Source organism: Acinetobacter sp. 802_lipA (assembly GCF_058242885.1).
This window is the reverse complement of the sequence record NZ_JBZAYP010000001.1, coordinates 1,258,511-1,277,929: the sequence shown is the minus strand read 5'-3', so window position 1 is coordinate 1,277,929 and position 19,419 is coordinate 1,258,511. Positions and strand designations below refer to the sequence as shown.

Sequence of the window (19,419 nt, the reverse complement as noted above, 5' to 3'; positions counted from 1 at the left end):
TTAAAAATGTTAAAATTGCTATGATCTTAACGAATTTCTATCGACTAGCGGAGATAGATTTACAAATTTTTTCTTAAATTTCAGTTTTTACGAGTATTTTCATGAAATTGGCGCTATTTGATCTCGATCACACCTTGTTAAACACCGATTCAGATCATTCTTGGGGAGAGTTTTTAGTGAATGAAGGCTTGGTCGATCCAGTTCGCCATCGCGCCATGAACGATAAATTTTATGAAGACTACAAAGCAGGGCAGCTCGACCCGATTGCCTATAATGAATTTGTGTTTGAATTTTTAACCCAACATGACAATGTCTACCTTACTGAACTACATGAACTGTTCATGCACAAAGTGATTCGCCCGCAAATGCGTCCCGAAGGTTTTGCGGCCATTGAAAAACACCGCGATGCTGGACATGTTTTGGTTGGCATTACCGCAACCTCTGATTTTATTACCGCACCGATTTTCCGTGAGTTTGGGATTAGTGAAATTATCGCGACCAATGCTGAAGTGGTTGAGGGTAAATATACGGGCAAAGTGATCAATACACCATGCTATCAAAAAGGCAAATTGACGCGTTTAGATCAATGGCTTGCAGGGCGTGATGTTAGCGAGTCTTGGGCGTATTCAGATTCCATCAATGATCGCTTTTTACTGGAATACGCAGACCATGCCATTGCCGTCAATCCAGATGACCGCCTAGAAGCATTGGCTAAAGAGCAGGCATGGGAAATTCAAGACTGGTCGATTTAAGTATCTGTCTTTCGTTGTTTAAAAAGGCTGCTTTCGGGCAGTCTTCTTTATTTGAAAGAGATAAAATAGTGGGGCTATAGGTGGGCTGATCTTGGAAAATTAGCCAAATATGCTATGTTGAATCTTGGCTAAAGCTATTTTGACTATCAAAAATTAGAACATAAGCGTGGAGAAAAAATATGAGTGTACGACCAAGAATGACCCACCTGTTTGAGCAACTCGGTTTAGATGCGAGTGAAGAGGCCATCGCCTTGTTTATTGTAACGCATCAGCTCAATGCACAAACCAAGATTGTTGACGCAGAGTATTGGACTGAAGCGCAACGTCAGTTTTTGGCAGAAAAAATTAAATCGGACGGTGAGTGGGCCATTATTGTAGATCAGCTGAATGAATCCCTGCATGAAGATTCACTCATCCAAAAATAAGTAGAACTCAAAGAGGCTGAGCGTCGAAGCTTTGCCTCTCTGTATAAAAATAAGATAAAAGTAGAAATTTATGTCTTTCGATCATCCAGCTTTTCCTGACTCTACGTCTTTAGAACACGTCCCTTCAGTTAATCAATTAGAACAAGATCGTGCCCTGTTTGTCGGTGCGAAATATGCGTCTTACTATCAAGCTCAATTTGAAAAAATCACGCCAAAGAAACAATATGCAGGCTTTAATATTGCCGCCTTTTTCTTAGGTGTGGTCTGGTTATTTTATCGAAAAATGTACAGTTATGGCTTTATGGCCATTGGTTTGATTGTGGCTATAGGGATTGTTGAAATACTTTTGGGGATTGAAAGTTCTGGTGCAAATATTGGCTTGGCCGTAGCATTTGGAATGTTTGGGAATACCTTATATCGACATCATGTCGATCAACAGATTGCCAAAACTCGCCAGTTGGGAAGTGGTAGCGTCAATACTGAATTAGAAAATCGTGGGGGTACAAATATCGTAGCAGGTTCGATCTTGCTGGTGATTTGGCTTGGGCTGGTTGCATTGGCTATAAGTGCTTCTTAATTCGCTCGAGCAAAATAAAAAACCATCCTTGTGGATGGTTTTTTAATGCCTGTAAAGCTTAATTCATCATTGCAATCAGCTCTTGCACCGCACGAGATTGGGTTCTGCCCGGATGCCAAACCATACCGAGTTGACGGTTCATTTCGAACTTCACATTCAACTGCTGTAGGTCTTGGTTAATCATCGTTTTTGGAAGCACTGACCAACCCAGTCCAATCGATGCCAACATACGAATCGATTCGAGTGGATTATTACTCATGGTGATTTTAGGTTTCAGCCCTTGTTTTTCAAACTCTGCCAAGGTGATTTGGCTGGTATAGGTTTGTGATGCAGGCAATAAACTTGGGTATTGAATCAGGTCTTCGAGTTGTAGGTTTTGCATTTGTACTAGCGGATGAAACGGCGCTGCTACAAAAACTAAAGGATCTTCCCAAATGGTGACGTACTGCAAACGCTCATCGAGTTTGGGGGGAAGCGTCAAAAAAGCCAATTCTAAGTCGCCAGCCAGTACTTTTTCATGCGCTTGCTCGGAGTCGACAAAGTGTACATCTAAGGTGACATTTGGAAAGCTTTGCACATAGCTACGCAAATGGCTCGGCAAGTGATGTAAACCAATATGGTGACTGGTGCCAATTTTGAGTTTGCCTTGGACCATGCCTTGTTCATGACTCAAGGTATGGTGAATGTCACCCAGTTCATTGAGCCAGTTTTTAACTTTAGGCAGCAGTGAATGTGCGGCATGCGTGGCTTGTACACCACGACCCGCAGACTCAAACAGTTTCACACCAAAATATTCTTCTAAACTATGAATACGTTTGGTTACAGCAGGTTGCGTAATGAAGAGCTGATCTGCGGCTAAAGAAATAGAGCCGGTTTCCATGACTTTTACAAAAGCTTCGAAGGCTGCAAGATTCATAAGGATAATCTAGTTATGAAAGTATAATTAAATTATAAAATAATTTTATATGAATTGCGATCTTTAAAATGAACGGGAGCTTATTGGATCTGGAATAAAATAAAAAAAGATCACTTGATGTGATCTTTTGGAGAGTTGAGAGGGCGCTTGATATAAGGGCTTAAGCAGGAATATTTTCTTCGGTAGTACGGTTCTTTTTCTCCCAAATACGTTCATGGAAAAAGAATGCGAAGGCTTGCACGGTTGGTTCTAATAAGCTGAGTGTGACCGCCATCCATAAGTTACCTGTGACAAAGTAAGCCACAATCATGGCCACGGTAATGTGCATGATGTAATAGCTTAGGGTTTTTTTGAATATGCGCTGATTGTTCGCTACAAATTTCTGAATGTTCGCCATGATAAATACCCTCTCAATAATGCCTTTCATTTGCAAATAGTAATTATTATCATTAATAAAGTCAAAATGAAATTTTGATTGCTCATGATTGGGTTTTTGAATGTAAGGTGACGTAGTCGATTGTTTGGAATGTTTGACGTGAGCAAACAAGCTTCTGTAGATTTCACTCTTTAGTCTATGCATAGGTCGCTTTCTTTTTATTCAGATCAACGAAGTGAGCTTCAAAAGTATTGGTCTAAATAGGGGAGATAAGCCTTGCATGGCTGAGCAGGGAAATATACTGTGAGGCCTACAACAGGTTGAGAAATAGGCGTATAGGGCTTGAATTAAAACCAACGGTGAGGGCTTGTAATCAAAGGGATTGAAACAAAGTGGTATGAATTTAAAATAATTCCAAAAAGTTTTTAAATTAATAAAAATGATAAATTAGATTTATGTGAAATCGTCGTTATAATCGATTTTAATGAAAGAATTACCCAGTCCAGTGGAGTCAATCGACATGGCAGGCGAAAACCAACAAGCAAAAACATTGTATGACAAATTGTGGGATGACCACTTAGTAAAACAACGCGACGATGGCTCGGCTTTACTCTATATCGACCGTCATTTATTACATGAAGTGACTTCTCCGCAAGCCTTTGAAGGCCTACAACTGGCGGGCCGTAAACCATGGCGTTTAAGTGCGAATGTGGCAACCCCTGATCATAACGTTCCAACATCGACCAAAGAGCGCTCAGAGGGAATCGCAGGTATTGAAGATGATACTTCGCGTATCCAAGTTCAAACTTTAGATGACAACTGTAAAGCCTTTAATGTGGTGCAGTTCGACATTAATGATGTCCGTCAAGGTATTGCACATGTAGTCGGGCCTGAGCAAGGTTTGACTTTACCAGGTATGACGGTGGTCTGTGGAGACTCACATACGGCAACACATGGTGCATTTGGCTGTTTGGCGCACGGGATTGGTACATCTGAAGTGGAGCATGTATTGGCAACCCAATGCTTGGTTCAAAAGAAGATGAAAAACATGTTGGTACGTGTTGATGGTCAATTGGGTCAGGGCGTAACACCGAAAGATGTGGTTTTAGCCATCATTGGTAAAATTGGTACTGCGGGTGGTACAGGTCACGCGATCGAGTTTGGTGGTCAAGTGTTCCGTGATATGTCGATCGAAGGCCGTATGACGGTATGTAATATGGCGATTGAAGGTGGCGCACGTGTGGGTATGGTTGCTGTCGATGACAAAACCATTGCTTATGTCAAAGACCGTCCATATGCACCACAGGGCGCACAGTGGGATGCTGCTGTTGCATATTGGAATACCTTACATTCGGATGCAGATGCGCATTTTGACACTGTAGTTGTATTGCAAGGTGAAGAGATTGAGCCACAAGTGTCTTGGGGTACATCGCCTGAAATGGTGATTCCAGTGACTCAAGCTGTACCAACTTTAGAACAAGCCAAAGATGAAGTGCAACGCAATGATTGGACGCGTGCTTATAACTACATGGGTTTAACCGCAGGTCAGGCGTTGGCAGATATTCAGTTAGACCGTGTTTTTATTGGTTCATGTACCAACTCTCGCATTGAAGATATTCGTGCCGCGGCTGAAGTTGCCAAAGGCAAAAAAGTGGCAAGTACGATTAAACAAGCCATGGTGGTTCCAGGGTCTGGTTTAGTCAAAGCGCAAGCCGAAGCTGAAGGCTTAGACAAAGTTTTGATTGAAGCGGGCTTTGAATGGCGTGAGCCAGGTTGTTCAATGTGTTTAGCCATGAATGCAGACAAATTACAACCCGGTGAGCACTGTGCATCGACCTCTAACCGTAACTTCGAAGGTCGTCAGGGCAATGGCGGTCGTACGCATTTGGTGAGTCCAGCAATGGCAGCCGCAGCAGCGATTGCAGGTCACTTTGTCGATGTGCGTTCATTTTAATTCGGGCTTGGGAGCATAGACATGAAAAAATATACCGTTGAACAAGGTATCGTTGCACCTTTAGACCGTGCCAATGTCGATACAGACTTGATCATTCCAAAACAGTTTTTGAAATCCATTAAGCGCACGGGTTTTGGTGAAAACTTATTTGATGAATTGCGTTATTTAGATGAAGGTTTTTTGGGGCAAGACAATTCTAAACGTCCTAAAAACCCTGATTTTGCATTGAATCAGCCACGTTACCAAGGTGCGAGCATCTTAATTTCTCGTGCGAACTTTGGTTGTGGTTCAAGCCGCGAACATGCGCCGTGGGCATTGGAAGAATATGGTTTCCGTACTGTGATTGCGCCCAGCTATGCCGACATTTTCTTCAATAATAGTTTCAAAAATGGCATGTTACCTGTGATTTTGTCTGAAGAAATTGTTGATCAACTTTTCAAAGAATGTGCAGCAACAGAAGGTTATCAGCTAACGATTGATTTGGACGCGCAAGAAGTGCGTACACCATCGGGTGAAGCCTTCACATTTGAAGTGGATCCATTTCGTAAGCACTGTTTGTTAAATGGTTTGGATGATATCGGTTTAACTTTACAGGTCGCAGATGACATCAAAGCCTATGAAGAAAAGACCAAAGCATCACGTCCGTGGGTGTTTGCTGAAATTCATGCTTAATTGAAAATTCGATGCATCTAGTGCTTGAGTCCATCTCTTGTTAATATCGAGCAAAAGAATTTTAAACGTTTTGCTACTGGTAAAGGTTGGGCTTGAACAATGGTGACGAGTTACAGTCGTATCGCTCTACTGGCGTTGGTGGGAACATTAACTGCCTGCCAAAGTATGAATACGGCAAGCATTAAGCGGATTCAGGATACCCCAGCGAGTAAAAATAATGCGCAGCTTTATTGTACTGGTACAGTGAACTGCGAGTTTGAACGATGGAATCAGATCAAAATTGTTAATGCAGACAATCATCGCGTCAGCCGTGAGGCCATTCGAGAGAAGGTCGTGCGTCTAAAACGAGATGATTTGAATGAAGCGAATGTCTTGTTTCTGTCAGTGCCAGCGGGGCAACATGAACTGGTGATTCGCTTCTATCCTGTTTCGGTCGATCGCGCTGAAACGCTGCATGTGATTCATCGTTTTAAGCCTGCGGAACGCTACACCTTTAGGATGTTTCGTGCACGCAGTCGACATCAGGGAAGCTTATTGAATATGTCTGCACCTGACCCTTTGTGTGTCGATTTAAAACAAAACCAAAGAACAATTCGTCGTTTTTGCAAACCTTACAATGTCTTAAATGGCTTGGGCGAGTTTGTAGAACAAAAACTTTAATCGTGTGAGTCAGAACTCACCAACAATGGAATATTTCATGTCTAAACATATTTTGATTTTGGCTGGTGACGGCATTGGTCCTGAAATTGTAAAAGCCGCAGAACAGGTACTTACACGAGTCAATGATCAATTCAATTTAGGTTTAACGTGGGAACAGGGCCTACTCGGTGGGGCTGCCATAGATGCACACGGTTCACCTTATCCAGATGTGACCGCAGCACAAGCTAAAAATGCAGATGCAATTTTACTTGGTGCGGTAGGTGGTCCGAAGTGGGACAACATTGAGCGTTCGATCCGTCCAGAGCGTGGTTTGTTAAAAATTCGTAGTGAATTGAATTTATTCGCGAACTTACGTCCAGCTATTTTGTATCCGCAATTGGCAGATGCATCAAGCTTAAAGCCTGAAATTGTAGCGGGTCTTGATATTCTTATCGTTCGTGAATTAACTGGCGGGATTTATTTCGGTCAGCCACGGGGGATTCGTGAACTTGAGAATGGTGAAAAACAAGGTTTTAACACCGACGTTTATGCTGAGTCTGAAATTAAGCGTATTGCGAAAGTGGCTTTTGAAATGGCCAGTTTACGTGGCGGCAAAGTCTGTTCAGTTGATAAAGCCAACGTACTTGAAGTGACGGAGCTTTGGAAGCAAACCGTAACGGCGATGAAAGAAGCTGACTATCCAAACATTAACTTGTCGCATATGTATGTTGATAATGCTGCAATGCAGTTGGTGCGCGCGCCTAAACAGTTTGACGTGATTGTGACAGGTAACTTATTTGGTGACATTTTGTCTGATGAAGCCGCGATGTTGACAGGTTCAATTGGGATGTTGCCATCAGCATCCTTAGATGAAAATTCAAAAGGGATGTATGAGCCATGTCATGGTTCGGCGCCCGATATCGCAGGACAAAATATTGCCAATCCATTAGCCACTATTCTTTCAGTGGCTATGATGTTGCGTTATACTTTCCGTGAAGAAGCTGCTGCTCAAGCGATTGAAGATGCTGTAGGCAGTGTCCTAGATCAAGGCTTGCGTACCGCTGATATCATGTCTGAAGGCATGAGCAAAGTGGGTACTGCGGAAATGGGGCAGGCGGTTGTGGCTGCACTGAAGTAAGCCAAAACAATTTGAAAACGCAGCCATCCGCTGCGTTTTTTTATGCTCAAGATTTAATAACCTTTGCAGGCTTTGCCTCGATATTGAATTGATTGTGCAATATTATCTTTTAATAAAAAGTGGACTTGGCACTCTAACTGAACATCATAAAATGGTGTATGTGTGGGAATAGGAATTGCACCGACACTGCTGTCACTGCGCATAGTGGGCATAGGAGTTGGAATTTGAATCCGTCTGACAATGGTATAACTCAGTTGGTTTGGTGTTTGAATCGGCGCACCTAAGGTTTCATAACCGAGCTGACGTAAGTTGAGTTCGCGCCGAATGCTCGATACATCTTGGCCGATATATTGTTCTAAATAGTCGGGGAGCGCAATTTTAGCGGGTGAAACGACGGTCTGGTGTTGTGCTGGAGAGCTGCTACAAGCTTGAAGGAGTAAGAAACATATGGAACTAAAACAACTGACAATAAAGGGTTTGTAACTGCTAATTGAAATCTACTTATTTCTATACTATTATATACAACATGAGTAAATATGTAAGCATTAGCGTTGCAGCTAAAACATTAGGTGTTTCCATTCAAACATTAAGGCGTTGGGATGAAGAAGGCACTTTGGTTGCAGATCGAACCCCTAAAAATCATAGACGATATGATCTGAGTAAGATCACGCCTGAGCAAATACACAAGCCCGATAGTCAACTTCAAAGGAAAACCATTGCATACGCAAGGGTATCGAGTCATGACCAAAAAGAAGATTTAATTCGACAGCAACAAGTTCTTGAAATGTACTGTGCAAATCAAGGTTGGACGTTTGAATTAATCTCCGATCTTGGTTCGGGTATGAACTATAGAAAAAAAGGCTTAAATAAGCTGCTAGAAGCAATCATGAATGATGAAATCGGACGTTTGGTTTTAACGCATAAAGATCGCTTATTGCGGTTTGGTGCTGAGTTGGTTTTTGCCTTATGTGAAGCTAAAAGCGTGGAGATCGTCATTCTTAATAAGGGTGAAAATTTGTCTTTTGAGGAAGAACTTGCTCAAGATGTTTTGGAAATCATTACAGTGTTTTCGGCAAGATTATATGGTAGTCGTAGTAAGAAAAACCAAAAGTTAATACAGGCAGTCAAAGACGCACTATGAGCCGATTCATACGAGGGCATGTAATCCAATTACTGCCAAATAATAAGCAAGCAAGTCATTTCGCTCAAGCGAGTGGTGTTGCTCGTTTGTCGTATAATTGGGCTTTAAAAGAATGGCAACGTCAATATAAAGCAGATAAGGAATATAGAGATCAGTGTGACTATTATGGCGTTCAGGTGGATAAAAAACTTCTAAATAAACCATCCGAAGCTAAAATAAGAAAGCACTTAAACTCGTTCAAGCGTGAGAAATACCCTTTCATGCTTAAAGTGACCAAATGTGCGCCACAACTTGCGATTAAGCAATTGGGTAGTTCATTTGATCGTTTTTTTAATGGTCAATCCAAATATCCAAAGCCTAGAAAAAAAGGCGTAGATGATCGCTTCTCATTATCAAATGACCAATTCAGCATTAAAGATAGAAAAATTAGTATCCCAAACTTGGGTTGGGTAAAAATGACTGAGGATTTGCGTTATCAAGGAAAAATATTATCAGCGAAAATATTTAAACAGGGTGGTAAGTGGTTTGCTTCGATTGCTGTTGAATTAAATCAGCCTGAGAAACTTCACCCCAAAACAGGTTTATCTGTTGGTATTGATTTAGGTGTTTCCAGTCTTGCCACTTTATCTAATGGCGAGGTTGTTCCATCAAGTGCGCCACTAAAGAAACAGCTTGCCAAGTTAAGACGACTTGCTAAGTCTTTTAGCCGTAAAAAGAAAGGTAGTCAAAACAGAGAAAAAGCGAAAACCAAGCTCTCTCGTTTGCACTACAAAATATCATGCTTGAGAAAAAACAATCTTCATCAAGTCACATCTGATTTAGTTAAGCGATTCGATCTGATTGCGATTGAGGATTTAAATGTGAAAGGTATGGTACAAAACCGTAAGCTCTCAAGAGCCATATCGGATATGGGCTTTTATGAGTTCAAGCGACAGTTGGGTGGTGTTTTAAAAAGTATGCTGACATTAAATGAAGCCATTATTGATGTAAAAGAAGGTTAAGTCGAAGGCTTTAAAATGGTTTTCAAGCTTTTTGGAGAAATTACAACTTCTTCTAAAACCACGCCTTATTCGATGCCTTATTTTGCAATTATTACCTTCAATTCCTACAGTAAAAAACTTACCAATACTTTGCTTGCAGTTTTTAAAAGCAGTGATGAAACTGTCCCAATGATCACTTGCAATTCGGGTGTAGTGAATACCTAATTGTTTAAGCTTTGTCTTCAACCTTTGGACTGTAGCTAAATCTCTCTTACCCCAAACATAAGCAACAATCTCACCTGTTTCTCGATGGTAAGCGTAAATAAGCCATTGTTTATTATTTTTATTTCCAACAAAAGTCCAGAATTCATCTACTTCGAGAGATTCATAATGACTTTGTTTAGGCTGAATTTGATAGGCCGATTCAGTTAAAGTCCGTAAGACTTTACCGATACTAATGCGCTCAACTTCAGCGATATCTCGTATACCGCTGCCTCTGACCATTAACTGTAATATTTTACGAGTAATGCCAGAATTACATCCTAGATAGCTCAGAGCATGGTCACCAATAAACTGACGTTTGCAGTCTTTGCATTGGTAGTTCTGTTTCCCATCTACTTTGATGCCATTTTTCTTTATATTGTCACTGAGGCAGGTTGGACATTTGATTTCTAGAGTTATTTGCATTTCTCTATTTTATCAAAATTCAACCTGCTTTTTTTTAGCATACTTTTTGATACACCACCAACTTACTGAAAGTCGTCCATGCTTCTTTATTTTTATTGCTTTTTTTCGATCATGTTGCCATTCACCTGTTAAATAGCACCAACAGAAACCGATAGCTAGCACTGCTATCAATTTCTTGACTCGTCTAGGGTCTGTTAAACGAGTATTTTCAAGATTGAATCCACGTCCTTTGAGACAACTAAATAACGTTTCGATTTCCCAGCGTAATGCATAATCACGAATAGCAGAAGCATTAAACATAGGAGAAACAACAAGTAAAAGTTCTCCATCTTCTAATCGTAGCGCACTAATATACAGTTTCACTCGACCAACCCAAATACGTCGTTTACGACATTCAGTTTGACCAACTTGAAGATGACGAAATAAATCACTAATTTTATGATTCTTGGCTAAGTGATTGGTCACAATAAAGTTTTTTTAACACGTATACAGAAGTTAATGTCATTTTCAATTAACCATGTAAACCATTTCTCACCGATAAATTCTCTGTCTGCGAACACATTCACAATACGGTCTTTACCAAAAATAGAGATAAAGCGTTGAATCAAAGCAATACGCTCTTTTGTATCTGAATTTCCACGTTTATTGAGCAATGTCCAAACAATAGGTATGGCTATTCCACGATAGACGATGGCTAACATCAAGATATTGATATCTCGTTTTCCCCATTTCCAATTAGTTCTATCCAAAGTTAATTGGACTTTATCGAATGAAAATATATTGAAAATTAACTGAGAAATTTGACGATAATCGAAATACTGATCTGCAAAGAAGCGTTGTATACGTCGATAAAATGATTGTGGTAAGCACTTGATGGGTAAGGCTTTAGATGCAGAAGAAAGATTACATGTCTGTTTTACAATTAATGCAAGCATAATCAGTGTAAAACATTTTGCATGTGACTTGTTCCACTTTAGATATTTGTTTAAGATGAGATGTAACTCATTGAAATGTGTCATCATATTCGTCGTCAGAAAACAAGTATTATGCCATTATTTCAATGAGTTATCTTTTTTTGTCGTGTACAAAGCTCATTTAATTATAGTTTGATTTTTGGTTTAAATATAGCCGATGTATAACGTATAGTCTGAGCGCAGACATTAAAAAAGCCACTTAAAAAGTGGCTTTTTCGCTTCGCTAAAACTTAGCGCGCACGATAAGTGATACGACCCTTAGACAAATCATAAGGTGTCATTTCTACTTTAACACTGTCGCCAGTCAAAATACGAATATAGTGTTTACGCATTTTACCAGAGATGTGAGCAATCACTTCATGACCGTTTTCTAAACGTACACGAAACATAGTATTAGGAAGCGTCTCGGTGACAACGCCTTCGAACTCGATGAGTTCCTCTTTATTGGCCATAGCCTACCTGAATGAATAAATTGGAAAGGCGCAAATTATAGTCAATTTTTTTGCATAAAACAAGGCGGAATGGGCGGTTGCCTGATCATCTGTCAGTAAAATAAGCGAACAAGAGGAATAAATATTTTCAACAAAAAAACTGTATAAGTTGTTGTCAGTTCGGTCAATCGCAGTTAATCTAATTTTAATGTTTTATGTATAAATGAAGAACATACAAGGAAGGTTCTAGCGTGGGTCAGCTAACGGATGCATCGATTGTCTTGCGATTAGGCTACCAAGCGATTCGTCGTTCAGGGTTGCCAACAGAAGAGATTTTAACAAAGGCGGGTGTTGCATTAAATCAGATGGAAACCAATGAGCGTACGCCTTTGAGCGCACAATACGCTTTTTGGGTGGCGGCAGAAGAGGTGAGTCGCGATCCAGACATCGGTCTACATTTGGGTGAAAATCTGCCTTTATACCGTGGTCAAGTAATTGAGCATTTGTTTATTTCATCGGAAAACTTTGGTGAGGGCTTGAAGCGCGCTTTGGCTTATCAGCGATTGATCAGTGATGCCTTTCATGCCAAGTTGGTGGTTGAAGATGACCGGTGTTATTTGACCAATGGAGAACAACCTTGGGCTGAAAATTTGGTCAATCGACATTTTTCTGAATGTGCGATGTCAGGTATTTTACGGTTCTTTAAATTTATTACTGAAGGGCGCTTTGAACCGATCTATATTGATTTTAACTTCAGTAAAGGCGCGTTTGATGATGAGTATTTCCGCGTATATGAGTGCCCGGTTAGTCTAGGGCAAAAAGAAACCCGCTTATATTTTGACCCAAGTATTTTGGCTTATCCGTTGTGGCAAGCGGAACCTGAATTATTGCAACTGCATGAGCAGTTAGCGATTGAAAAACTTCAAGAATTAGCCCGTTATGATTTGGTGGGTGAAGTCCGTCGTGCGATAGGTTCAACCCTAGAAAGTGGTGAAACCACACTTGAAACAGTGGCTTCACAGCTCAGTATTACCCCAAGGCGGTTACGCACACAACTTAGTGAGGCGAATACCAGCTTCCAGCAAATTTTGTCTGATTATCGCTGTCGTTTGGCGAAAAAACTTTTGGCCAATACGGCTGAAAGTGTAGAGCGTATCGTGTATTTGACGGGCTTTTCTGAGCCAAGTACCTTCTATCGTGCATTTAAACGCTGGACCAATGAAACCCCAGTGGAATATCGAAAGCGTAAGCAGCGTTAAGAAATCCCTCCTAACCTCCTTTAAAAAAGCAGGCGGGGGAGGATTCAAAAATAAATTATTCAGGCATATTTAGCCAGTGCGGCCCAAGCGGTTGCTTAGGTAGCTCAAACTGTGCTGGATAGTCGGCATGAATGAAATACAGCCCATCAGGAGGGGCTGTAATGCCTGCGGCTTTGCGGTCTTCTGCTGCGAAAATAGCCTCAATATGCTCGACTTCATACATACCTTGACCAATTTCCAGTAAGCAGCCCATGATATTGCGGACCATATGGTGTAAGAAGCCATCGGCCTGAATGTCGAGTACCAAATATGGACCATGTTGAATTAAGCGACAATGGCTGACATGGCGCACAGGTTGATTGGATTGGCATGCGGCTGCACGGAAGCTTTCAAAATTATGCGTGCCTTCGAACTTTTGAGCAGCTTGCATCATCTTCGCTACATCTAATGCATAATAGGCATGTGTGACTTGTTTATACATAAGAGCAGGGCGTTGCGGGCGGTTATAGACCACATAGCGATAACGACGTGCCTGCGCTTTGAAGCGTGCATGAAAGTCTTGATCCATCGCTTTGATCCACTGGATCGAGATATCTTTTGGCAGTTGGCTGTTGCTGCCCATTAACCAACCGCGCTCTGAACGAAGTGCCGAGCTATCAAAATGCGCCACCATATTGGTGGCATGGACGCCAGCATCGGTACGACCAGCACCATGTAAGCTAATCGGTTCATTGGCAATTTTAGAGAGTACTTTTTCAATCGTCTCTTGTACGCTGATCACACCTGTTTGCTGGGTTTGCCAACCACGATAGTGTGTTCCACAAAACTCAATGCCGATCGCAAAACGTTGCATATGTACCTCAAATTAACCCAAATCATGCCAATGGCTGAAGCGTGCTTCAGCGCTGGGGTATTGTAAATACATTTTAAGGGCTTTGGCATACAGATCTGCATGCCCGAGGCAATCACTGACAATTATTTTGGCCTGAGTTGTCCACGCGGCAACTGCATAGCGCTGATCAGTACGGCCGAAAGGGACTTGGGTGCTTAAGATAGCAACACAGCCTTGTGCGTAAAATTCATCGAAAAGTGCTATCAACTCGGCATTCACAGCTAAATTACCCGTTCCAAAACCTTGCAAAATGAGGAAATGTGGTGGGGCTGTAAGCAGGTTTTTCAAATTCTGCAATTGTTGAGCTAAGGCAACAGGTTGCATCATCAGATTGAGGCAATTGAATTGGTGAGATTGTTCTACATCACCTGTTTGTACTATGTGTGTTTTTAAGCTATGTGGAATCGGCTGTTCAGCCATGACGCCTGTAAAAGCATCCAGTTCTGTGGTATGTCGTTTTAACGCGGTTTGCGCATGCAATACCTGTTGATGAAAAGCTAGATACACTCCGACAGGATGTTTCATCACCGCATCTAAGGCAAAATTCAAATTACTAATCGCATCGCTAAATTCACGCGTATCTGTACCTTGTACATTAAGTAATGGATATTGGCTACCTGTGAAAACCACACGTGCGGAATCTGCAATAAAGTGTGCCGCGACAGCACTGGCATAGCTTAAGGTATCTGTGCCATGAATCACGACAAAATGCTGGAATTGTTGCAGTTGCAATTGTTGAATCTGCTGAATCAGCAATAACCAGTCTGCAACCGTACAGGCGCTACTGTCTTTAATGACAGGTGCAATAAAACATTCAATGTCGAGATGAATCGGCAAGACATGTGTGAGCTTGGGAATAAAGTCTTCGGCAGGCATTGGTTGTAAGGGTTCGCCAATACAGCCAAAGGTTCCACCCATATAGATAAGCGCAATTTTTTTCATTATAAAAAAAGCAGTCGGTGATGACTGCTTTAGTTTAAAACGAAATGGCTTAGGATGCTATGCGACTCAGTAACTGTTCGACTTGCTGACGTTGTTCCATAGAGTAGTTTGGTTCTTGTTCAACCAAAATTTCACGTGCAGCTTCGAAAGCACCGAGTTGAATGTATTGCTCAGCCAATTCAAGGTTTAAGTGTATTTCATTGACTTCGCTCAGTTGAGGGAAAGACTGTACCAGAGGATCGCTTTGATCCACCGTATTGGCAGGTGCAGTAGACTCTAGACTAAAACTGAGGTTTGACGTACCAACTGCTGGAGTTTCTTCTACTATCGCTTCACTTGAGCTAACCGTATCGAAAGAAAAAGCAGGGGTGTCTTTTGCCGCTTCAGCCGTGGATTCGCTTGAAAAATCAAATGTAAATTCAGGACGCTCATCCGCAGCAAGCGGTGAAGTTTCTACTTCTGGCGCTGTGTCGAGATTGAATGAAAAATCTAAAGGTTGGATGTCGGCTGCAGCAGTTTCTGCTGGTTGAGCCGGCGTGCTTTCTAAAGAGAGTGAACCGAAATCGAGTGGTTTACGTTCTTCAGCAGGTTTAGCGGGTTCTGCTGTTGGTGTATTTAAACTTGAGATATCAAATTCTAAGCTTTGGACTTCGATGCTCGGTTCAGGTTGAGCTGTTGTTGTGGTGGTAAATGCTGAGGTATCAAAATCAAGCGGTTTAATGTCTTGAACTGGTTCAACAACAGAAGCTTGCACAGGAGCGGGCGCAGCATTATTTGATGACATCAGGGCATCAAAGTCAGCAGTATTGGTTGCTTCTACAGGTTTTGGTGTTGATGGAACAACTCCTATTGACTTTGATTCAAGTGTGTCATGGCTAGGGTTTTGATTTAATTGATCGTAATCCGATATTTTGGCTTCTGCTTGCGCCAAAATATCATCCAGTTCTAAAGAACGTAAATGATTCAGCAATTGGCTGATGGCAAACTCGTCTTTTTGGAGCAAGTGAATATCGAGCAGCAGTAAATATAATTCGTGTTGTGAATTGTCTTTATTTAGGGCTTGGTTGATTTGTGCTTCAGCTGAGAAGAAATTGCGGTCGCGAATTTGGCCTTCAATTTTATTACGTAGATCTGTGGCGAGTGGTGTCGTGGCTTTTTTAGCAACAACATCTTCAACGACTTGAGTTTGTTGCGGGGATTTTTTAGACGAACTGGTTTTTTTGGCTTTATTTTTTGCAGCAACCGCTTTTTGAGTTTTTGGTTCTGCTTCTTTACTCGCCTCACGCTTTTTTAAGACTATGGCAACAACCAATAGTAAGATAAATGGAATCACATAAATAAGCATGTTTTACCCCTTTTGAACTTGTCTTTGTGCAAGTTCATCCAAAATCAAATAATCAAAATAACACTTTAGTGTGTTGGCTTTTTCTCAGTTTGTTGTGCTTTCAATTGTTGTTGCAATTGTGCAAGACGAGCGTTTAGTAATTGAATTCTCTGATCTTTCTGATTAAGTGCCACTTCTAATTGTGTTACGTTTCTCTGTAATTTAACGGTTTTTTCACGGGATGTCATAACTTTTAATGACAACTCGTTTGATGTTTGATTCTTTTCTGTCGACTTCTTGGCAGAACCGTGGCTTGAATCTTGCTCTTTCTCTGCAACCAAACTCATCTCGGCTTGATTGAGGCGGTATTTCGCCTTGCCAGATTGCTGTGAGCTTTGTTTTGGAAGTGATGAAACGGAGACCTTTTGCTCTGATTTTGCCGTTTGTAGACCTGTTAAATTGAGGTTGGCACCACGACGTAAGCGGTTTACGTCGCCTTGAATAAAGGCATGTTCGTTCTTGGCTTTAATTTGTTGCATGACTTCACCGACAGGACGGTTTTCTTCTGCAGCAATACGCGATGCAATGCCCCATAGAGATTCATTCGACCGAACAACATGGGCACTTTGAGGTGGGGCTTGGCGTGCAGTAGTTGCAGGGGCAGCAGGTGTTGTTTTTGCTATCGATGGAGTGGCTTGAGGGTTAGCCTGTGCTGAAATGGGTGCATCTGATTTTTGAACTGAATCGGCATACTTTTGCACTAACGGATCTGCCGATTTTTTCGCTTGCGTAATCGATTCAACACGTGGAGCTGATGTTTGAGCAGCTGCTGCAATTTGTGTAGAGGCTACTGAAATAACTTGCGTTGGCGCTGTAATAGCGGTCGCACTTATGCTTGGTGGGGTATGGTTATTGAGTTTGAGAGGCGTCGTATTTGTCGTCGGCGCAGCTGTTGTTTTTAAGCTATTGAATTGTGTGCTGACAGGTAAGTTCAGCGCAATATCTTTTTCATTGACAATCACCACCGGTTTTAAGGCTTTTTCATTATTATTCGTACGGGCTTGAAGTGCTGCCGAGCGTTTATTGGCTGTTTTAATATGTTGTAGTCGTGCCGCATTGCCTTCTTTGATTTTGACGACAATGTTCAGTTCCGCTTCAGTTAAAGGGCGTGAAGAAGTAATCGTAATTACACCTGTACTGGCGCTGGTACGACGGGTAAAAAAGTTCAGATTACTGGGCGGCTGATGCATGACACCAAGAGACATTAAATCTTCTGCGCTAGCTAGACTGGCTTGAATCGGAGCATTCGGATCGGCATCGTGAAAGTTCAATTCTGCATACAACAGTTCCCCAGGTGCAGATTGAATTTGGGTGGTGTATCAAAAAGTATGCTAAAAAAAAGCAGGTTGAATTTTGATAAAATAGAGAAATGCAAATAACTCTAGAAATCAAATGTCCAACCTGCCTCAGTGACAGTATAAAGAAAAATGGCATCAAAGTAGATGGGAAACAAAACTACCAATGCAAAGACTGCAAACGTCAGTTTATTGGTGACCATGCTCTGAGCTATCTAGGATGTAATTCTGGCATTACTCGTAAAATATGGTGGTGTATCAAAAAGTATGCTAAAAAAAAGCAGGTTGAATTTTGATAAAATAGAGAAATGCAAATAACTCTAGAAATCAAATGTCCAACCTGCCTCAGTGACAATATAAAGAAAAATGGCATCAAAGTAGATGGGAAACAGAACTACCAATGCAAAGACTGCAAACGTCAGTTTATTGGTGACCATGCTCTGAGCTATCTAGGATGTAATTCTGGCATTACTCGTAAAATATTACAGTTAATGGTCAGAGGCAGCGGTATACGAGATATCGCTGAAGTTGAGCGCATTAGTATCGGTAAAGTCTTACGGACTTTAACTGAATCGGCCTATCAAATTCAGCCTAAACAAAGTCATTATGAATCTCTCGAAGTAGATGAATTCTGGACTTTTGTTGGAAATAAAAATAATAAACAATGGCTTATTTACGCTTACCATCGAGAAACAGGTGAGATTGTTGCTTATGTTTGGGGTAAGAGAGATTTAGCTACAGTCCAAAGGTTGAAGACAAAGCTTAAACAATTAGGTATTCACTACACCCGAATTGCAAGTGATCATTGGGACAGTTTCATCACTGCTTTTAAAAACTGCAAGCAAAGTATTGGTAAGTTTTTTACTGTAGGAATTGAAGGTAATAATTGCAAAATAAGGCATCGAATAAGGCGTGGTTTTAGAAGAAGTTGTAATTTCTCCAAAAAGCTTGAAAACCATTTTAAAGCCTTCGACTTAACCTTCTTTTACATCAATAATGGCTTCATTTAATGTCAGCATACTTTTTAAAACACCACCTAAAATATTACAGTTAATGGTCAGAGGCAGCGGTATACGAGATATCGCTGAAGTTGAGCGCATTAGTATCGGTAAAGTCTTACGGACTTTAACTGAATCGGCCTATCAAATGTAAGCGTCCGCTGAACACACCTTATGAATTCGTCCTATAAGCCTTAATTTAGTCCTGACTTAAAAACAAGTGGGAACTTAAATTTATGACTACAAATAACCAGACATCCATCGCATCTCTTACGATAAAACGAAGAACATATAGTGCTGAATTTAAACAGCAGATCGTTCAGGCGTGTAAAGCATCGGAGGTTTCAATTGCTTCGGTCGCTTTGCAACATGGATTGAATACAAATCTTGTATCCAAATGGATTCGCTTAATTGATGCTAAGCCAGGGAATGATCGCTCACTACTACCGAATAAACCTGCATTTATTACCTTATCTTGCTCCGCACCATTAGATCCTATCCCTACTGGCATGTTAACGGTTCAAATTACTTTACCCCACTCAAAAGCAGAAATTGGCTTGAAATGGCAAGTATCAGAAATATCTGCTTTAGCAGAATTACTCAAGGCACTTACAACATGATCCGTATCGATGAAATCTGGTTGTCTACTCAGCCCATGGACATGCGTGCAGGTATGGATACGGCCATGGCTCAGGTGGTGAGAGCCTTTGGCTACATCAAACCGCATTGTGCTTACCTGTTCTGTAATAAACGTGGCCATCGCATGAAAGTGCTGGTACATGATGGACTGGGCATCTGGCTGTGTGCCCGGCGGTTGGAACAGGGAAAATTCCACTGGGCTAAAGTTCACCAGGGTGAAAACGTAGCTCTCAGTCCAGAACAGTTACAGGCACTAATTCAGGGTTTGCCTTGGCAGCGCATTGGACGACAGCAAGTGGTAACAATGCTCTAAACTAGGCTGCTACATTCTGCTATTCTCCAAACGTT

General features: G+C 41.3%; 21 protein-coding genes and 3 pseudogenes. 15 read left to right on the top strand and 9 right to left on the bottom strand.

All coding sequences use genetic code 11. The annotated features are described in order from the left end of the window. Nucleotides 1-101: 101 nt before the first annotated feature. The 3 genes from AC4CU3_RS06480 (at nucleotide 102) to AC4CU3_RS06470 (ending at nucleotide 1,754) form a co-directional block, all read left to right on the top strand. Nucleotides 102-752 carry an HAD family hydrolase gene (locus AC4CU3_RS06480; protein ID WP_279045163.1) on the top strand — a complete coding sequence of 217 codons (651 nt, stop codon included), beginning with the start codon at nucleotides 102-104 and terminating at the stop codon, nucleotides 750-752. 179 nt (nucleotides 753-931) lie between these two features. Next, complete coding sequence (locus AC4CU3_RS06475; protein WP_058868869.1) at nucleotides 932-1,177, top strand: DUF2789 family protein; 246 nt, start codon at nucleotides 932-934, stop codon at nucleotides 1,175-1,177. 70 nt (nucleotides 1,178-1,247) lie between these two features. Beyond that, nucleotides 1,248-1,754 carry a DUF2628 domain-containing protein gene (locus AC4CU3_RS06470; RefSeq protein WP_058868870.1) on the top strand — a complete coding sequence of 169 codons (507 nt, stop codon included), beginning with the start codon at nucleotides 1,248-1,250 and terminating at the stop codon, nucleotides 1,752-1,754. A gap of 58 nt (nucleotides 1,755-1,812) precedes the next feature. On the opposite strand, the gene AC4CU3_RS06465 is transcribed toward AC4CU3_RS06470, so the two are convergent. Beyond that, nucleotides 1,813-2,670, bottom strand: a complete 858-nt coding sequence (locus AC4CU3_RS06465; protein WP_279045159.1) for a LysR family transcriptional regulator — start codon at nucleotides 2,668-2,670, stop codon at nucleotides 1,813-1,815. A 160-nt stretch (nucleotides 2,671-2,830) separates the two neighbouring features. Next, nucleotides 2,831-3,067, bottom strand: coding sequence for a DUF2061 domain-containing protein (locus AC4CU3_RS06460; RefSeq protein ID WP_004692541.1), 237 nt, complete (start codon nucleotides 3,065-3,067; stop codon nucleotides 2,831-2,833). A gap of 499 nt (nucleotides 3,068-3,566) precedes the next feature. Between AC4CU3_RS06460 and leuC the strand changes: the two genes are divergently transcribed. The 6 genes from leuC (at nucleotide 3,567) to AC4CU3_RS06430 (ending at nucleotide 9,591) form a co-directional block, all read left to right on the top strand. Continuing rightward, complete coding sequence (gene leuC, locus AC4CU3_RS06455; protein ID WP_087011311.1) at nucleotides 3,567-5,000, top strand: 3-isopropylmalate dehydratase large subunit; 1,434 nt, start codon at nucleotides 3,567-3,569, stop codon at nucleotides 4,998-5,000. A 21-nt stretch (nucleotides 5,001-5,021) separates the two neighbouring features. Next, on the top strand, nucleotides 5,022-5,672 hold the full coding sequence (gene leuD / locus AC4CU3_RS06450; RefSeq protein WP_004692538.1) for a 3-isopropylmalate dehydratase small subunit: 651 nt from the start codon (nucleotides 5,022-5,024) through the stop codon (nucleotides 5,670-5,672). Between the two features lie 99 nt (nucleotides 5,673-5,771). Continuing rightward, complete coding sequence (locus AC4CU3_RS06445; RefSeq protein ID WP_279045157.1) at nucleotides 5,772-6,332, top strand: hypothetical protein; 561 nt, start codon at nucleotides 5,772-5,774, stop codon at nucleotides 6,330-6,332. 37 nt (nucleotides 6,333-6,369) lie between these two features. After that, nucleotides 6,370-7,449 (top strand): 3-isopropylmalate dehydrogenase, encoded by a 1,080-nt coding sequence (leuB, locus tag AC4CU3_RS06440; protein WP_201953510.1) that lies wholly within the window; start codon nucleotides 6,370-6,372, stop codon nucleotides 7,447-7,449. 526 nt (nucleotides 7,450-7,975) lie between these two features. Then, entirely contained in the window at nucleotides 7,976-8,590 is a 615-nt protein-coding gene (locus AC4CU3_RS06435) for an IS607 family transposase (RefSeq protein WP_005402019.1), read from the top strand. Continuing rightward, nucleotides 8,587-9,591, top strand: coding sequence for an RNA-guided endonuclease InsQ/TnpB family protein (locus tag AC4CU3_RS06430; protein WP_490738054.1), 1,005 nt, complete (start codon nucleotides 8,587-8,589; stop codon nucleotides 9,589-9,591). Before AC4CU3_RS06435 ends, AC4CU3_RS06430 begins: the two co-directional genes overlap by 4 nt. Here the strand turns inward: AC4CU3_RS06430 and AC4CU3_RS06425 are convergent. From AC4CU3_RS06425 to infA, 3 genes and pseudogenes are all read right to left on the bottom strand, one after another. Continuing rightward, nucleotides 9,556-10,257: an IS1 family transposase gene (locus AC4CU3_RS06425; RefSeq protein ID WP_004693132.1), complete on the bottom strand. Its 702-nt coding sequence runs from the start codon at nucleotides 10,255-10,257 to the stop codon at nucleotides 9,556-9,558. The genes AC4CU3_RS06430 and AC4CU3_RS06425 overlap by 36 nt on opposite strands. A 60-nt stretch (nucleotides 10,258-10,317) precedes the next feature. Further along, a pseudogene (locus tag AC4CU3_RS06420) lies at nucleotides 10,318-11,276 on the bottom strand (IS4-like element ISAba33 family transposase); the annotation flags it as partial. A gap of 185 nt (nucleotides 11,277-11,461) precedes the next feature. Further along, entirely contained in the window at nucleotides 11,462-11,683 is a 222-nt protein-coding gene (gene infA, locus AC4CU3_RS06415; RefSeq protein WP_004692529.1) for a translation initiation factor IF-1, read from the bottom strand. 230 nt (nucleotides 11,684-11,913) lie between these two features. Between infA and AC4CU3_RS06410 the strand changes: the two genes are divergently transcribed. Beyond that, nucleotides 11,914-12,921: an AraC family transcriptional regulator gene (locus tag AC4CU3_RS06410; protein ID WP_005400861.1), complete on the top strand. Its 1,008-nt coding sequence runs from the start codon at nucleotides 11,914-11,916 to the stop codon at nucleotides 12,919-12,921. A gap of 55 nt (nucleotides 12,922-12,976) precedes the next feature. Here AC4CU3_RS06410 and truA read toward each other — a convergent pair whose 3' ends face one another. The 4 genes and pseudogenes from truA to AC4CU3_RS06390 all read right to left on the bottom strand — a co-directional run. Next, entirely contained in the window at nucleotides 12,977-13,774 is a 798-nt protein-coding gene (gene truA / locus AC4CU3_RS06405; RefSeq protein ID WP_201953514.1) for a tRNA pseudouridine(38-40) synthase TruA, read from the bottom strand. Between the two features lie 12 nt (nucleotides 13,775-13,786). Next, entirely contained in the window at nucleotides 13,787-14,755 is a 969-nt protein-coding gene (locus tag AC4CU3_RS06400; protein WP_279045464.1) for an asparaginase, read from the bottom strand. 49 nt (nucleotides 14,756-14,804) lie between these two features. Next, nucleotides 14,805-16,100: a T4P machinery localization factor FimV gene (locus AC4CU3_RS06395; protein WP_201953517.1), complete on the bottom strand. Its 1,296-nt coding sequence runs from the start codon at nucleotides 16,098-16,100 to the stop codon at nucleotides 14,805-14,807. A 65-nt stretch (nucleotides 16,101-16,165) separates the two neighbouring features. Further along, nucleotides 16,166-17,449 (bottom strand): annotated as a pseudogene (locus AC4CU3_RS06390) (FimV/HubP-related protein); the annotation flags it as partial. A gap of 59 nt (nucleotides 17,450-17,508) precedes the next feature. Between AC4CU3_RS06390 and AC4CU3_RS06385 the strand changes: the two are divergent. The 5 genes and pseudogenes from AC4CU3_RS06385 to tnpB form a co-directional block, all read left to right on the top strand. Continuing rightward, nucleotides 17,509-17,682 (top strand): annotated as a pseudogene (locus tag AC4CU3_RS06385) (transposase-like zinc-binding domain-containing protein); the annotation flags it as partial. Nucleotides 17,683-17,742: 60 nt separating this feature from the next. After that, on the top strand, nucleotides 17,743-18,444 hold the full coding sequence (locus tag AC4CU3_RS06380; protein WP_004693132.1) for an IS1 family transposase: 702 nt from the start codon (nucleotides 17,743-17,745) through the stop codon (nucleotides 18,442-18,444). Then, nucleotides 18,431-18,586, top strand: a complete 156-nt coding sequence (locus tag AC4CU3_RS06375) for a hypothetical protein (protein ID WP_490738053.1) — start codon at nucleotides 18,431-18,433, stop codon at nucleotides 18,584-18,586. The genes AC4CU3_RS06380 and AC4CU3_RS06375 overlap by 14 nt, the downstream gene beginning before the upstream one ends. Nucleotides 18,587-18,668: 82 nt before the next feature. Continuing rightward, entirely contained in the window at nucleotides 18,669-19,052 is a 384-nt protein-coding gene (gene tnpA / locus AC4CU3_RS06370; protein WP_004684363.1) for an IS66-like element accessory protein TnpA, read from the top strand. Continuing rightward, nucleotides 19,049-19,384, top strand: coding sequence for an IS66 family insertion sequence element accessory protein TnpB (tnpB, locus tag AC4CU3_RS06365; RefSeq protein ID WP_043974827.1), 336 nt, complete (start codon nucleotides 19,049-19,051; stop codon nucleotides 19,382-19,384). The genes tnpA and tnpB overlap by 4 nt, the downstream gene beginning before the upstream one ends. Nucleotides 19,385-19,419: the final 35 nt, after the last annotated feature.

What these genes read in the sequence shown, in the direction of transcription:
- AC4CU3_RS06400 (WP_279045464.1), bottom strand. Translation starts at nt 14,755, where the DNA reads ATGAAAAAAATTGCGCTTATCTATATGGGTGGAACCTTTGGCTGTATT.
- AC4CU3_RS06375 (WP_490738053.1), top strand. Translation starts at nt 18,431, where the DNA reads ATGGCTTCATTTAATGTCAGCATACTTTTTAAAACACCACCTAAAATA.
- truA (WP_201953514.1), bottom strand. Translation starts at nt 13,774, where the DNA reads ATGCAACGTTTTGCGATCGGCATTGAGTTTTGTGGAACACACTATCGT.
- tnpB (WP_043974827.1), top strand. Translation starts at nt 19,049, where the DNA reads ATGATCCGTATCGATGAAATCTGGTTGTCTACTCAGCCCATGGACATG.
- AC4CU3_RS06445 (WP_279045157.1), top strand. Translation starts at nt 5,772, where the DNA reads ATGGTGACGAGTTACAGTCGTATCGCTCTACTGGCGTTGGTGGGAACA.
- AC4CU3_RS06380 (WP_004693132.1), top strand. Translation starts at nt 17,743, where the DNA reads ATGCAAATAACTCTAGAAATCAAATGTCCAACCTGCCTCAGTGACAAT.
- infA (WP_004692529.1), bottom strand. Translation starts at nt 11,683, where the DNA reads ATGGCCAATAAAGAGGAACTCATCGAGTTCGAAGGCGTTGTCACCGAG.
- AC4CU3_RS06435 (WP_005402019.1), top strand. Translation starts at nt 7,976, where the DNA reads ATGAGTAAATATGTAAGCATTAGCGTTGCAGCTAAAACATTAGGTGTT.
- AC4CU3_RS06425 (WP_004693132.1), bottom strand. Translation starts at nt 10,257, where the DNA reads ATGCAAATAACTCTAGAAATCAAATGTCCAACCTGCCTCAGTGACAAT.
- AC4CU3_RS06475 (WP_058868869.1), top strand. Translation starts at nt 932, where the DNA reads ATGAGTGTACGACCAAGAATGACCCACCTGTTTGAGCAACTCGGTTTA.
- leuB (WP_201953510.1), top strand. Translation starts at nt 6,370, where the DNA reads ATGTCTAAACATATTTTGATTTTGGCTGGTGACGGCATTGGTCCTGAA.
- AC4CU3_RS06470 (WP_058868870.1), top strand. Translation starts at nt 1,248, where the DNA reads ATGTCTTTCGATCATCCAGCTTTTCCTGACTCTACGTCTTTAGAACAC.
- AC4CU3_RS06480 (WP_279045163.1), top strand. Translation starts at nt 102, where the DNA reads ATGAAATTGGCGCTATTTGATCTCGATCACACCTTGTTAAACACCGAT.
- leuC (WP_087011311.1), top strand. Translation starts at nt 3,567, where the DNA reads ATGGCAGGCGAAAACCAACAAGCAAAAACATTGTATGACAAATTGTGG.
- AC4CU3_RS06465 (WP_279045159.1), bottom strand. Translation starts at nt 2,670, where the DNA reads ATGAATCTTGCAGCCTTCGAAGCTTTTGTAAAAGTCATGGAAACCGGC.
- leuD (WP_004692538.1), top strand. Translation starts at nt 5,022, where the DNA reads ATGAAAAAATATACCGTTGAACAAGGTATCGTTGCACCTTTAGACCGT.
- tnpA (WP_004684363.1), top strand. Translation starts at nt 18,669, where the DNA reads ATGACTACAAATAACCAGACATCCATCGCATCTCTTACGATAAAACGA.
- AC4CU3_RS06460 (WP_004692541.1), bottom strand. Translation starts at nt 3,067, where the DNA reads ATGGCGAACATTCAGAAATTTGTAGCGAACAATCAGCGCATATTCAAA.
- AC4CU3_RS06430 (WP_490738054.1), top strand. Translation starts at nt 8,587, where the DNA reads ATGAGCCGATTCATACGAGGGCATGTAATCCAATTACTGCCAAATAAT.
- AC4CU3_RS06395 (WP_201953517.1), bottom strand. Translation starts at nt 16,100, where the DNA reads ATGCTTATTTATGTGATTCCATTTATCTTACTATTGGTTGTTGCCATA.